The sequence below is a fragment of the Corallococcus sp. CA053C genome (assembly GCF_003611675.1).
Taxonomy (GTDB): Bacteria; Myxococcota; Myxococcia; order Myxococcales; family Myxococcaceae; genus Corallococcus.
Window position 1 is genome coordinate 1 of record NZ_RAWA01000278.1, and the last position, 13,190, is coordinate 13,190.

At 71.0% G+C, this 13,190-nt stretch carries 13 protein-coding genes; 3 read left to right on the plus strand and 10 right to left on the minus strand.

The genetic code is table 11. From position 1 onward, the window contains the following. Positions 1–135: 135 nt before the first annotated feature. The 3 genes from D7V97_RS29320 (at position 136) to D7V97_RS29330 (ending at position 3,487) form a co-directional block, all read left to right on the plus strand. Positions 136–1,092 (plus strand): diguanylate cyclase, encoded by a 957-nt coding sequence (locus D7V97_RS29320; protein WP_120613946.1) that lies wholly within the window; start codon positions 136–138, stop codon positions 1,090–1,092. Between the two features lie 25 nt (positions 1,093–1,117). After that, a complete protein-coding gene (locus D7V97_RS29325) occupies positions 1,118–2,851 on the plus strand; it encodes a two-component system response regulator (protein ID WP_120613936.1) in 1,734 nt (577 codons plus the stop codon). 405 nt (positions 2,852–3,256) lie between these two features. Then, positions 3,257–3,487: a hypothetical protein gene (locus D7V97_RS29330; protein ID WP_120613937.1), complete on the plus strand. Its 231-nt coding sequence runs from the start codon at positions 3,257–3,259 to the stop codon at positions 3,485–3,487. 69 nt (positions 3,488–3,556) lie between these two features. Here the strand turns inward: D7V97_RS29330 and D7V97_RS29335 are convergent, their stop codons facing one another. The 10 genes from D7V97_RS29335 to asd form a co-directional block, all read right to left on the minus strand. Further along, a complete protein-coding gene (locus D7V97_RS29335; RefSeq protein WP_233583297.1) occupies positions 3,557–4,063 on the minus strand; it encodes an HdeD family acid-resistance protein in 507 nt (168 codons plus the stop codon). A gap of 250 nt (positions 4,064–4,313) precedes the next feature. Then, positions 4,314–5,216 carry a tRNA (adenosine(37)-N6)-dimethylallyltransferase MiaA gene (miaA, locus tag D7V97_RS29340; RefSeq protein WP_120613939.1) on the minus strand — a complete coding sequence of 301 codons (903 nt, stop codon included), beginning with the start codon at positions 5,214–5,216 and terminating at the stop codon, positions 4,314–4,316. A 192-nt stretch (positions 5,217–5,408) separates the two neighbouring features. Beyond that, a complete protein-coding gene (locus tag D7V97_RS29345) occupies positions 5,409–6,248 on the minus strand; it encodes a hypothetical protein (RefSeq protein WP_233583298.1) in 840 nt (279 codons plus the stop codon). Beyond that, a complete protein-coding gene (locus D7V97_RS44835) occupies positions 6,245–6,412 on the minus strand; it encodes a hypothetical protein (protein ID WP_158623480.1) in 168 nt (55 codons plus the stop codon). The genes D7V97_RS29345 and D7V97_RS44835 overlap by 4 nt, the downstream gene beginning before the upstream one ends. Next, entirely contained in the window at positions 6,409–9,477 is a 3,069-nt protein-coding gene (locus D7V97_RS29350) for a PQQ-binding-like beta-propeller repeat protein (RefSeq protein WP_233583299.1), read from the minus strand. The genes D7V97_RS44835 and D7V97_RS29350 overlap by 4 nt, the downstream gene beginning before the upstream one ends. Before the next feature lies 1 nt (position 9,478). After that, entirely contained in the window at positions 9,479–10,030 is a 552-nt protein-coding gene (locus D7V97_RS29355) for a hypothetical protein (RefSeq protein WP_120613942.1), read from the minus strand. Further along, positions 10,027–10,341 carry a PqqD family protein gene (locus tag D7V97_RS29360; RefSeq protein ID WP_120613943.1) on the minus strand — a complete coding sequence of 105 codons (315 nt, stop codon included), beginning with the start codon at positions 10,339–10,341 and terminating at the stop codon, positions 10,027–10,029. Before D7V97_RS29360 ends, D7V97_RS29355 begins: the two co-directional genes overlap by 4 nt. Further along, entirely contained in the window at positions 10,338–10,748 is a 411-nt protein-coding gene (locus tag D7V97_RS29365) for a S24/S26 family peptidase (RefSeq protein WP_255424840.1), read from the minus strand. The genes D7V97_RS29360 and D7V97_RS29365 overlap by 4 nt, the downstream gene beginning before the upstream one ends. 94 nt (positions 10,749–10,842) lie before the next feature. Further along, positions 10,843–12,123 carry a histidine--tRNA ligase gene (hisS, locus tag D7V97_RS29370; protein ID WP_233583300.1) on the minus strand — a complete coding sequence of 427 codons (1,281 nt, stop codon included), beginning with the start codon at positions 12,121–12,123 and terminating at the stop codon, positions 10,843–10,845. A 26-nt stretch (positions 12,124–12,149) separates the two neighbouring features. Then, complete coding sequence (asd, locus tag D7V97_RS29375) at positions 12,150–12,992, minus strand: archaetidylserine decarboxylase (protein ID WP_120613945.1); 843 nt, start codon at positions 12,990–12,992, stop codon at positions 12,150–12,152. Positions 12,993–13,190: the final 198 nt, after the last annotated feature.

Consider the following 13,190-nt stretch of genomic DNA (forward strand, 5'->3'; position numbering starts at 1 on the left):
GTGGGTGGGTGCTTGCAGGACGAGGCGGCGGCGGGTGCGCGTGGGGCGCAAGGGCGAGGGGAGCACCTCGAGGGGCGTGGCGCCCGAGACTTTCGGCCTGCCATTTCCGGGCAGGCGAGCGGAGCGAACCAGTTCATGGAACGGCACGGCCGCAGCGCGGAGCGGGCGCTTCTGCTCATCATCGAGGATGACACCGGAGTGCGCGAGGGCCTGATGGACCTGCTCGCCACCCGCTTCGACGTGCTGTCCGCGTCCGACGCGGGCGCGGGCATTGAGCTCGCGCGCGAGCACCGTCCGGACCTGGTCCTGTTGGACCGCTTCCTGCCCTCCGGGGATGGGCTGGCGGTCCTGGAGACGCTCCAGCGGGACGTGCGCACGGAGACCGTGCCCGTCATCTTCCTCACAGGGGACGCGGACGAGGCGACCCTGGAGAAGTGTCTGGAGATGGGCGCCGTGGACTTCATCCACAAGCCGGCGAGCTCGCGCGAACTGCTCGCCCGCATCGACCGCGCGGTGCGCCAGAGCGAGCAGCAGCGCAAGCTCCAGGTGCTGGCGCAGACGGACGCGCTCACGGGCCTGGCGAACTTCCGCGCGCTGTCGGTGCGGCTGGAGGACGAGTTCAAGCGGGCCGTGCGCTACGGCTACGCGCTGAGCGTGGTGGTCATCGATCTGGATCACCTGAAGGCCATCAACGACGGCATGGGGCACGACGTGGGCAACCGCGCCATCCTGTCGCTCGCCACGCTGATGCAGGGCAACCTGCGCGAGTCGGACTTCGCGGCGCGCTTCGGCGGCGACGAGTTCGTGGTGCTGCTGCCCCACCAGACGTCGCTGGAGGCGGCGGTGTTCGCGGAGCGGCTGCGCACGGAGCTGCGCGGCGTGAACGTGCAGCGCAGCGACGGACGACCGGCGCCGTTCGGGTTGAGCATCAGCGTGGGCGTGGCCGACCACACGGTCGAGACCCCGCGCGAGAGCACGGAGGCCTTGCTGAAGGCGGCGGACGCCGCGCTGTACGAGGCCAAGCGGGAGGGACGCGACCGGGTGGTGGTGTACGGCCAGACGGTCCACACCCCGGCGGCACAGCGGCACTGAAGGTTGGGAAGGATCGAGGCGCGCGATGAGCGGGACCAGCAAGCTGGCGAGTGGTTCGAGGGTGGCGGTCGTCGGCGGCGGCATCGCCGGAGCGGGGCTCGCGGCGTCCCTCCTCTTCAACGGTCGCGCGCGGGGCGTGGCCCTGGACGTGCGCGTCTACGCGGGGGGCACCGAGGAGCGCACCGCGCCCCCTGCCCTGCTGACGCCGGAATGTCGCTCGCGGCTGGCCGCGCTAGGCTGCCGCATCCCGCCCGAGTGGCGCACGCACGAGCTGCGCGGCGTGGAGATCATCTCGCAGGGTGAGCGCGAGCTGCTGCCGTGCGCACCCGGTGGACTGTGGGTGGTGGATGGCTGGCCGCAGGGCGAAGGCGGCCTGGATCAGGTGCGGCAGGTGCTGTCCACGGCGGCCAGCTCGCAGGGCGCGCGCTTCGTGAACCGCAACGTGGAGCGCGTGGAGCGGCAGGCGCCCGCCCCGGATGCGCCCACGGCGGTGCGCAACGCGGGGCCGCTCGTGGTCCGCGCGCAGGGCAGCGGCGAGCGCTTCCACGCGGTGGCGCTGGCCGCGGGCGCGGGACCGCTCCTGGGGGATGCCTTCTTCAAGGGCTTCCGTCCGGCGCCGTCCATGCCGGCGGTGCAGGCGCGGATCAAGGGCGCGATGGTGGGCCCGGACCTGATGCCGGTGGCGCGCCTCTGGGTGTCGCCGCTGCCGTCGGTGGACGCGCTGTTCCTCATCCCCGGTGCCGGGTCCGTGTACGCGCTGGCCTTCGGCGCGGCGGTGACGCCCGCGGACCTGTGCCAGGTGCTGATGATGGCCGCGCGCGACGGCCTGCTGGAAGAGGGCTTCGAGGTCGCGACGCTGGAGACGACGCGCCTGCCCTACGGCCCCGGTCGCACGCTGGTGGCGCCCGGGCAGCTCGTGGTGGGCCCGGCCGCCTTCGGCCACCCGCTGCAGGTGGGCCTGTCGGAGACCCTGGCGTCGTGCAGCCGCGCGGCCGTGGCGCTGCTGGACGGTGGGCTGGACGCCCCGTCGCTGGAGCGGCGCTACGTTCGCGACGGGCTGGGCGAGCTGATGGAGGACGCGGCAGCCGGAGCGCGGGCCATCACCTGGCTGCGGCGCGCGGGCAAGCGGGCCCCGGCGGCGTTCGTCGCGGCGCGGGCGAAGCATGCTTTGGGCGGCGTGTACGGCGGAGGCGTGCTGGGCCTGAGCGCCCCCACCCCGCTGGCGCTGCTGACCGCGGCGCGCTGGGCCGGGGTGCGGGAGGTCGTGGGTTCGTGGCTGCGCACCCCGATGGAGCCCGTGCCCACGATGGTGCCGGAGGTGGAGCCGGACCTGTACTACGTGGTGGACGATGACGCGGACACGCGCGAGGCGTTGACGCTGCTCCTGGAGAGCACCGGCGCGCGCGTGGTGTCCTTCGCGGACGAGCTGGCGCTGTTCTGCGCGGTGGCGCGGCGTCCGCCCACCGCCATCCTGCTGGACGTGGTGCTGCACTGGGTGGACGGCCTGCGCCTGTGCGAGGGGCTCAAGCAGCACCCGCTCACCCGGGACACGCGCGTGCTGGTGATGAGCGGGCTCAACCGTCCGCACGTGCGGCAGCGCGCGCTCGACGCGGGGGCGGAGGCGTTCCTGCCCAAGCCGGTGAATCCGGATCGGCTCCTGTGCCAGCTCACCGGCCGCGTGCCGGATCCGCTCGCCACGCACGAGGCTACTCGGCCCGGCGCCGCGCAGCCGTTTGGCGAAGACCGTTACGCCTCCTGAACAGCGCGGCAGCGCGCTTCGACGGGCCGTGAACGCGGACCAGGGACGCGGTTCGGAACAGGATTGTCAGGGGCGACCCGCGTGCGCTGGGTGGCCGCCTCATGACCCCTTTTGCCCCCCGTGTGTTCGCTGGTGCCCTGCTCTGTCTCTCGCTCGCGTGTAACGACCGGACGAACTCCGGCGACAGCCCGCAGGCTGGAACGATCCCCACGCCCCAGGTGCCCGACCGAGAGGACGCGGTGCGGGCGGTGAGCGCGCCCAACCACCTGGTCCGGCCGGCGGTGCAGCCCTTTGGTCCGGAGCGGCTCGGGCAGCTTCGCGTGCCCCCGGGCTTCCAGGTGGGCGTCTTCGCGCAGGGGCTGACGAACCCGCGCATGCTCGCACCGCGGGGATGCCTTCGTCGCGATGCGCGGCTCCTGGAACCGCAACCCGCCCACGGGGTACAAGGTCGTCCGCGTGCGCTTCGACGCGCAGGGAAACCCCGCCGCGTTCGAGGACTTCGCGTCGGGCTGGCTCGGGGCGGACGGGACGAACCACTTCGGCCGGCTGGTGGGCACGGCCGTCGCGGCGGACGGCGCGCTGCTCGTCACGGATGACGCGAACGGCGTCATCTACCGCATCAGCTATACGGGCTGATACGCACCCGGAGTTATCATTGAATTCACTCCGGGTGATGGTTCAAATTCGGGGTGCTCCGTGCCGGGCTCAGGCCTCGACGTGGCGGAGCCCCCGCCGCAGCGCCAGCGAGCCGGACATGATCGCGATGCCGCGGAAGAACACGGCCAGCCCGACGAGCGTGCCCACGAGCCAGACGGAGGAGCGGGGCCATTGCGCCATGACGCTGAAGCCCAAGAAGACGGAGATGAGCCCGAAGGCCACGTCCCAGCCCCACTGGTTGTAGCGGTCCATGACGGCGGTGATGACGTGGAAGAGGCCGTTGGCGAAGAAGAAGCCCGCTAGCAGCAGTGTCAGCGACGCGAGGCCCGCCCCCGGGAACATGACGGTGAGGACACCGACGACGGTGGTGAGGATGCCGCCCAGCATGAAGGACCAGAACGGGCCTCCATGCGAGCGCACCCGGACGCCGGCGATGATCTCCGCGATGCCGCCGATCACCAGCATCATGCCCACGAAGAAGATGGTCACCATGCTGGTGAAGAAGGTGGCCCCCAGCAGCACGATCCCCGCGACCGTCGTCAGCATGCCCAGCATGAAGGGCGCACCCCAGACGACGGAGGCACTCTTCGGTGGGCGTGCCGTTCGGGTGTCCCGTACGCGTTCCTCGTTCGTTTCCATCGCGTCCTCCGCCGTGGTGGCTCCCCGCATCGGGCCGCCGGCGGAGCCGGAGCGGACGCGTTGGAAGCGTTTCCTTCTGGAAGATGGGCGTGTCTCGGGTGAACACAACGTCCTTTCCGCCGGGGCGGGTGGGAGCAGCGAGCGGGTGCCGGGACGGGCCCCGTGTTCAGGGCTCGGGGCGGATGTAGGGGGGCGCGAGGAACACCGCGCCGGGTTCCCGGCGGAACCAGGTGAGCTGCCGCTTGGCGTAGCGGCGGGTCTCCTGGGCAGTGTCGATGATGGCTTCCTCGCGAGTCATCCGGCCCTCCACGACGGCGCGGGCCTGCACGTAGCCCACGCTGCGCATGGGGGCCGCGTCCGCGTAGCCGCGCTCCAACAGGGCCCGCGTCTCTTCCACCAGGCCCCGTGTGAACAGCGCCTCCGTGCGCGCGTTGATGGCGGTGTAGAGCGACTCGCGCGGAGGGTTGAGGACGTAGAGGTGGAAGGCGTAGCGGTCCGGCGCGAAGGCATGCGCGCGGCGGAACTCCGATGCAGGGATGCCCGTCTGCGCGTGGATCTCCAGTGCCCGGACGACCCGCACCAGGTCCTGGGGTGGCAGCTTCGCGGCGGTCTCCGGATCCACCTGCGCCAGCCGGAGGTGCACGGCCTCCCTCCCCTGCTCCGCCGCCATCGCTTCCATTTCGGCGCGCAGCGATGGGAGGGCACCGGGAGCGTCCACCACGCCGTGCAGCAGCACGCGGAGGTACAGCCCGGTGCCACCGACGACGAACACCGGGCGACCGCGTGACGTGATGTCCGCGATGGCCGCGTCCGCGCGGCGCTGGTACTCGGCGGCGGAGAAGGGCTCCAGCGGATCCACCTCCGAGATGAGGTGGTGCGGCACGGCGGCCAGCTCATCGTCGGAGGGCTTCGCGGTGCCGATGTCGAAGGCGCGATATACCTGCTGCGAGTCCGCGCTGACGATCTCCCCGCCGGCCGCGCGAGCCCAAGCGATGGCCAACGCCGTCTTGCCCGACGCCGTAGGCCCAGCGATCACCGTCAACGGCACCCGCGTCTCCACCACCGTCATCCGCCTCCGACGCCTCCGCTGTAGCGCAGACGCGCGCCAGGCGCGAGTCCCGGACTCAGGTCGCGCGCCGTGAGCCTTGGGACCGACGGAGTTCGTCTCGACTCCAGGTCCACCCCCTGGCGGCCTGCAACGGAGCGAATCCACACACCATCGCCATCCTGCCCTGCCAAGGGTCACCGCGAGCCGCCATGCCTACGCCATCCGCTCCCGCACCACCGCCGCCGCGGAGGCATCGCGCGCGAACACGAGCCGCGCCGTCTCCACCGACGACAACAGGCGGCCTGCGGCGGCAACCAGCGCACCCCGGCCCGACGTCGTGGGATCCGGCAGCAGCGCATTGAGCAGCAGCACGCGGGCCACCTCCCCCGCTCCCTGCGCTTCCCACCGCGAAGCCGCATCCCACGCCAGCGTGCCCACCGCGACGAGCGAAGACTCAGTGGCACTGCTGATCACATTCCACGGAGTCCCGGCGGCCCGCCAGCCTCCACCCTCCTGCGGCCACACGGCCACCAGCTCATCCGCGAGCACCGTCCCACCGGCCTCGCGCCACAGCGCACCCAGGGTGCTCTTGCCCGCGCCGGAGGCTCCCACGAACAACGCGGCCCGCGCTCCGCGCGCCAGGCCCACGCCGTGGATCAACAGCCCGCCGCGCTTCGCCATCTCCGACGCCAGCATCACCTTGAGCACGGTCTCCACCGGGAACCGCCCCGTCCCGGTGACCTCCGCGCGGCTCCGGTCGTTGGAGATCACCGCCGCGTAGTCCTTACCGTCCACGCGCAGCGTCCCCTCCGCCCCGGGCTCCAACCGGGGCAGCTCCCGGACAGCGGGCGCCTCCCGCGAAGTCGCGGGGGGCCGCAGCACGAGCCGGGCATCGGTGGGGACTCCAGCGGACGGAGCGACGAACGCACCGAACACGCGACACAGGGTCGCGGCGAGCGCACCGTCCTCCACGTCCAGCGCCACCGTCCACCCCGCGAGGGTGACCCGGAGCGCGGCATCACGGGGACCCGATGAAGGGTCCCCGCCCTTCACGGCACGCACTCCGATTCGCCCGGGATGTTGCAGGTGGAGATCTGCGCGAGCGCGACGAACGGCTGCTCCCACAGGATGGCGGGCGGCACATACACGGCCGGCGCGGCCGACACGGGCTTCGGCGCGGACGGACCAACGAGGAGCTGCGGAGGTCGAGGGCTCATGGGAGGAAGGGCACCGGGAAGGCGCAGATGCGACCGTCCTCTGAACCGACGTGAAGCCGGCCCACGGTATGGTCGATGGTGGGAGTGCCGATGTACTGGGCGGGGCCCAGCGATACCTGTCCGGAGTCGATGCCGGTGTCCAGCTCCAGCTGGTGGACCTTGCCGTCCGAGCTGCCGACGTAGATGCGCGCCACGCCGTTCTGGTTCAGCGAGAACGAGCCGGAGGGCCCCGCGATGGGCGTCCCCCACAGCCGCGCGGGAACGTTGGTCGCGTCCATCTCGTAGCGCTCCACGGTGCCGTTGGCGAGGCTCGCCACGAAGCCCCGGCCCAGCGGGCGCACGAAGTGGGTGAACGCGGACGACGAAGCGGAAGGCCGCGTGGCGATGGTCTTCGACCACACCGTCGCGTACGTGGCCGGATCCACGCCGTACACCGTGCCGTCGCTGGAGGTGACGAGGATCTGGTTGCTCGTGGCGTTGCGCACCACGCCAAACTCCAGGTCGCCCAGCGCGCGGCGCGCCAGCTCCTGGCCGGTGAGGCTGTTGAGCACGCGCAGCGTGTCGTTGCTGCCCGGGCCCGACTTGGTCGCGACGTAGAGCCGGTTCGTCGTGTAGTCCACCAGCATGCCGCCGCTGATCATCCCCAGGTCACCCGGCTGGTAGCGCCAGATGAGCGCGCCCGTGGCCGCGTTCAGCGCGACCACCTGGTTCTGCGCGGGCGAGGAGTTTCGCGTCCCGAAGAACGCCAGGTCGATGTTCGAGTACATCGCCCGGTACTCCGGGTTCGCGAAGTCGAGCAACTGCGTCACGGGGAACGAGCTGATGTTGCCCAGGCCCAGCGTGGTGTTGCGCCACAGGACCTCGCCCGTGGACGCATAGAGCACCGCCGGGACACCGCTCCGGTCGCCCACCACGAGGAACTGCTGCCCCGGACGCCCCAGCAGCGGCACCACCGGGAAGCGGCTGCCCACGGCCCCTGACAGCTTCACCGGCCGGAAGCGCTCCGCACCGTCCACGGCCGCGTTGGCCGTGTTCGTGAGGTTGCCCACCACCGAATCGTTGAAGGAGCTGAAGATGCCTGCGCCCAGCTCGGTGACGGGCTGGAACAGCGAGGCCAGGCCCACCGAGTAGCACCACAGCGGTCCCCCATTCGCCCGCGAGCGCGGCGTGGCCAGCAGGCCGACAGAGGTGGGCTGGTTGCCCGCGGAGTACCGGCGCGCGTCGTCCGCGTTGAACACGCGGTAGACATACGTCGTGCCGTTGGTGACGGTGGTGTCCGTGAAGCTGGAGGCGGAGCTGAACTCGTCCGAGTACACCACCGTCGCATTGCCCAGCACGGCCCCCACCGCGTAGCGCGTGCCGCTGACGGGCGCGGTGTCGGGCGGCGTGCCCTGCGAGCGCAGCACCAGCACGCCGCCGTGGTTGAAGGGGTTGTCCCACGTGAGCGTCACGCTGCCGTCGCGCGCCACGCCGGTGAGGCGCTGGACCTCCGGCGCGTTCGTCACCGCGAGCAGCGTCAGCGTCGCATCCACGCGGATCCGCGGATCGTTGTAGCCCTGGTTCAGCTCCAGGCGGTGCCGGAACGGCGTGTCACCGGTGACGGCGGTGAAGCCCGAATAGGTGACGCGGAAGGTGGCCTCGCCGCCCACGGGGATGCCCGTGCCGGAGTTCGACTCCCAGAGGTACGAGGCGGTTTCGGGGTAAAGGGTCCAGTCGCCGAAGGACTGCGGCCCGGGCGCCGCCACCGCGAAGTAGTTCACCGCGGGCTTGAACAGCCTCACCTCGATGATGGGCGCCGTGCCGCGGTTCTGCACCGTGTACGAAACCGTCAAGCCCGTCACCGCGGTGGACACCGTCTCCTGGCTCAGCCGCACCCGGTGCTCGACGATCTTCCCCTTGCGCGCGGTGACCAGGTCCCCCACCACGGCCGCGCCGCTGAGCGTCGCGTCCACCCGCGTCTGGAACTGGTAGCTCGCGCCAGGAGCGCCGGCCACCTGGTAGCGCCAGGTGAACTGCGCGGAGGCCCCTGGGGCCAGCTGCGACGCCACGTCCGGTGAAGGCCCGGACACGAGCGCGGCGGTCGCATTGCCCACCAGCACGGGCACACGCGGGCTCACGTTCGTGTACGTGTTCGCGGTGGACGTGTTGAGCACCGTGAGTCGCAGCGTCACCTGCTCGTTGGCGAACGCGTCCACCGTGTCCACGTCCGCCGCCGCGACGAGGGGCCCCACGTCCACCATCGCCGACTCCGCCAGCGGCGCGGTGACGGTGCCAGCCGTCGTATGCGCCTGGACCCGGGCCGCCACGGTGCCGGCGGCGGTGGGGCTCACGTTGATCACGAAGACGCCGGCAGAGCGCAGCGCCACCGACTTGTTGGCATCCTTGCTGATGAATTGGAGCGGCACGTTGCTCGTGGAGGTGGGGTTGTCCACGGTGACATTGGCCGCGCTCCCGGTGCCGCGGTTCTCCACGACGACGCGGGCCACTGCGTTTCCATTGGTAGCGAGGGCGCGCGGCAACAACGTCACGGTGGCGTCCAGGGTGGAGCGCGTCCAGGAGAAGCTGTTCAGGCTGATGGTGTAGTTGGTGCCGTCGCACTGGTCGCGGCCATAGGTCCCCGCCACCAATCGCTCATTGGCCTTGTCGTTCGTGCGGTCCGACGGCGCCACCACGGTCAGCACGAAGCGCGCGCTCTCCCCGCGTCCCAGCCCCCGCGCGCCGCTGTCAGAGCAGCCCACGACGGACTGGAAGGTGATGCGCCGCGAATTGGCGTCGAAGTACTCGATCTTCCACTGCGGCGTCGCCGCGTCGGGCAGGCCGTTCAGCAGCTGGTAGCCGGCCGGCAGGACGAAGGACACCTCCGACAACCGGGAGTCGTCAAACGCGGCCGTGGCGGTGTTCTTCACCTCCACGGTGAGGTCGGACGCGTCGTCCGCCACCACCCGCGCGACCGTCTCTCCCGCCGCCGGGATGAAGCGCGCGGTCCAGGTCTGCGCGAAGCCCATCACGGGCAGCAGCACGACGGTCAGCAGCGTGAAGACTCGGACGTTCAGGGAGGTGCGCACGTCACGGCTCCAGGGTGAAAGAGGTGGTGGCGAGCCGCGCGCCATCCAGGAAGAAGCGCACCTGCCACGTGCCCGTCATCCGCGACGAGGTGACGAGGGTGCCGGCCACCGGCAGCGAGAAGCGCAGCGTGCGGGACTCGTCCGGCGCGGCCTCCACGGTGCGGCTGCGCTTCTCATACGGCCGGCCGCCGGGCGCGATGAACTCCACGTCCACCTCGCCCCTGCTCCGGATGCCGCTGACCACGAAGTCCACGTCCACCTGCTGCACGTCGGACAGGCCCACCGGCTCGGAGCCCGGGCCCACCACCACCGCGCTCCCCTTCGGAGGCGGCAGGTTCGCGGGAGGAGCCTCCTCCTCGCCTTCCACCGGCGCCTCGGGCGGCGGCCGGGCCACGCTTCCGCCCCCGGCCAGCACGTCCGTGGGGGCCAGCGGCCCGGCGTTGTCACTTCCCTGCCCCGGCGTCACCGTCGGAGGCGGCTGGGGGGACACCCCTTCCGAGCACGCCGACAGCAGCACCGCACCCGCCAGCATCGCCACGAGCGCACGCATCATCGAACCTCCAGAGGCGCGGCACCCGCGGGCGCGCGCACTTCGTCCACCAGACCGCGCCGCTGCAGCTCCGTGAGGAAGCGCAGCGTGTCGGCCAGCACCGGGCCCACTTCGGTCGAAAACTCGAGCGCCACCTGCTCCGCCACCGCCCGGGCCGTGCGCTGGCCGTCGCACAGCGCCCAGATGCGCGCCGCCGTCGCGTTGAGGCCGCGCAACGTGCGCCCCTCCGCGTCCAGCACCAGGAAGTCCGCGCCAAACCACTCGCCCGAAGCCCCCGGACGTCGCCGGGGAACATTGGCTTCCACGAAGCTCATGGGGTCCTTGTCCTTCCCAGCCATGCGGCGAGTCGACGCTTCACCGTCACGCGCCAGCGGCCCAGCAGTCGCGGGCCCACGTCCCAGCGCTCCACGTCCAGCAACGCGCCCCCTCGGCGCACCCGCCGCGCGCGTCCCAGGATACGGACGACAGGCAGCGGTGGATCTTCCAGACCGCCATTGTCCCCTCGAAGCGCGCACACGCGGCCGTCACACCAACGCACCCGGTGCAACACCAGCGAGGACTCGAAGCGCGCCAGCACCACCTCGCCCGGACGCGGCGCCTCCACCAGCGGTTCTACCTCCGCCACGTCACCCGCGCGCAACGACGGCCACATGCTGTCCCCATCCACGGGAATCCAGCGCGGGCCATCGGTCACGGCTGCGGTGCGGGGAGCGCTCGCCATCGAAGAAGGGAATCTACCCCAGCCTCTCAACGTCCGCGAATCTCCCGCACCGCGTTCCCCTAGCGATTCCCAGGACTTACGATGCTTAACACCTTTACTCCTGGGTTTTCAGGGAAGACGGGCTGCTTGGCTGAGTTGCGGCCTGACGGAGCGTCTGGGCGACGGATCCGAGTGCCACGGGGATGAGATCACCGCCCGCCATGGGCTTGAGCTTCGCCTGCCCACTGCGGAGCTCGTCGCCGCCCAGCACCAGGGAGAAGCGGGCGCCGGACTTGTCCGCGCGCTTCATCTGGCTCTTGAGGCTGCCGCCACGCGTGTCGAACTCCACGTAGAAGCCCTCGCGGCGCAGGCGGCTGGTCAGCGCCAGCGCCGCGTCCTGGCAGGCCGCGTCCACATCCGCCGCGACGATGAACAGATCCGGCTGCGCGGTGAACGTCTTGCCGCCCTCCTTCAGGAGGAGCACCAGCCGGTCCAGGCCCATGGCGAAGCCCACGGCGGGCACGTCCGGCCCGCCCAGGCCCTTCATCATCTTGTCGTAGCGCCCGCCGCCGCCCACGGTGCTGGCGGTGCCCAGCGCGGGGTGCGAGGCGATGAACTCGAAGACGGTGCGCGTGTAGTAGTCCAGGCCGCGCACCAGCCGGTGGTTCACCACGTAGCGGATGCCCAGCGCGCCCAGCTTGCGCTGCAAGTCCGTGAAGTGCGTGCGGCACGGCTCGCAGAGGAACTCCAGCACGTTGGGCCCGGCCCCGGCCACCGCCTGGCACTTCTCGTTCTTGCAGTCGAGCACGCGCAGCGGGTTGCGCTCCAGCCGCTGCTGGCAGTCCGCGCACAGCTCTTCACGGTGGGCGTTGAGGTACTCCACCAGCTTCGCGTGGTACGCGGGCCGGCACGCGTCGTCACCCAGGGAGTTGATGTTCAGCGTGACGTCCGTGAGGCCCAGCGCCTCCAGGAACTGCACCACCACGTCCATCAGCTCCGCGTCCTGCGCGGGCTCCTTCGCGCCGTACGCCTCCGCGCCGATCTGGGAGAACTGGCGGTAGCGGCCCGTCTTCATCCGCTCGTAGCGGAACATGGGCCCCATGTAGAACCAGCGCGACACCGGCTCCACGTTGCTGACCGAGTGCTCGATGTACGCGCGCGCCGCGGGCGCGGTGCCCTCCGGACGCAGGGACAGGCTGCGGCCGCCCTTGTCCTCGAAGGTGTACATCTCCTTGCCGACGATGTCGGTCTCCTCGCCCACGCTGCGCACGAAGAGGGCGGTGTCCTCCACCATGGGCGTGCGCACCTCGCCGTAGCCGAAGCGGCCGAACAGCGTGCGCGCGGTGGTCTCCACGAACTGCCAGACTTCAATTTCGCCGGGCAGAAGGTCGTTCATCCCCTTCACGCCGTTGATCTTCTGACTCACACGATCTCCCCGATGCGCGTGCCCATGCGCACCACCGTTTCCGCCTGGAGGCTGTCGTCCCAGCGCACGCGCTTCGGCTCGAAGCAGAGGATGACGGTGGAGCCCATCTCGAAGCGGCCCAGCTCCCCGCCCTTCTCCACCGGGATGCCCGCGCCGTAGCGGTGCACCTTGCCCGGCTGCCCCAGGTGCGTGGTGATGTCCTCGTAGGACGCCTTGATGCGCGACACGCACGTGGCGCCCACCTTCACCACCGCCACCTTGCCGGCGACCGTGTCCAGGTACGTCACCAGCCGCTCGTTCACGCAGAACAGCGACTGCTTGTTCTTCACCGACGCGGGGTTCACTGGCCAGAACTCACCGGGGATGTACGCGTACCCGGTGATGGTGCCGCCCAGCGGCGCGTGGATGCGGTGGTAGTCGCGCGGCGACAGGTACAGCGTCGTCCAGGCGCCGCCGTGGAAGGGCTTCGCCGCCTGCGCGTCGCCCAAGAGCTCGTCCACCGTGTACTCGATGCCCTTCGCCTGCAGGCACCGGCCGTTGTCGGAGTAGCCCACCTGGGACACCCGGCCGTCCACCGGCGACACGACGACCTTCTCCCCCGAGTCCACCGGGCGCAGGCCCGGCTTGAGGCCGCGGGTGAAGAACTGCGCGAAGGTGGGGTAGTTCTCGAAGGCGTGCTCGGCCTCCGCCATGTCCACGTTGTACGCCTTGGCGAAGGCGCGCATGGCCCAGTGGTGCACCGGCGCGGGGGCGGGCAGGCGCGTGGCCAGGCCCACCGCGGAGGACACCGCCGACTTGGGCAGCACACGCATCAACTTCATGAAGGTCTGTTCGTTCATCGAAGGTCGTCAGGCACGAAGGGAAAAGAGGTTCAGGGGCTGCCAGCGTCCGCGGGAACCACCCCGCCGTCCGCATAACGCCGCACGGTCTTCATCGCGCTGGTGGGTAACAGCGCCAGCACGCGACCGTCTTCAATCAACACCACGGTGTCCACATGGCCGGGGAACTCCTTGCGGCAGGACGCCCCGTCGCTCAGC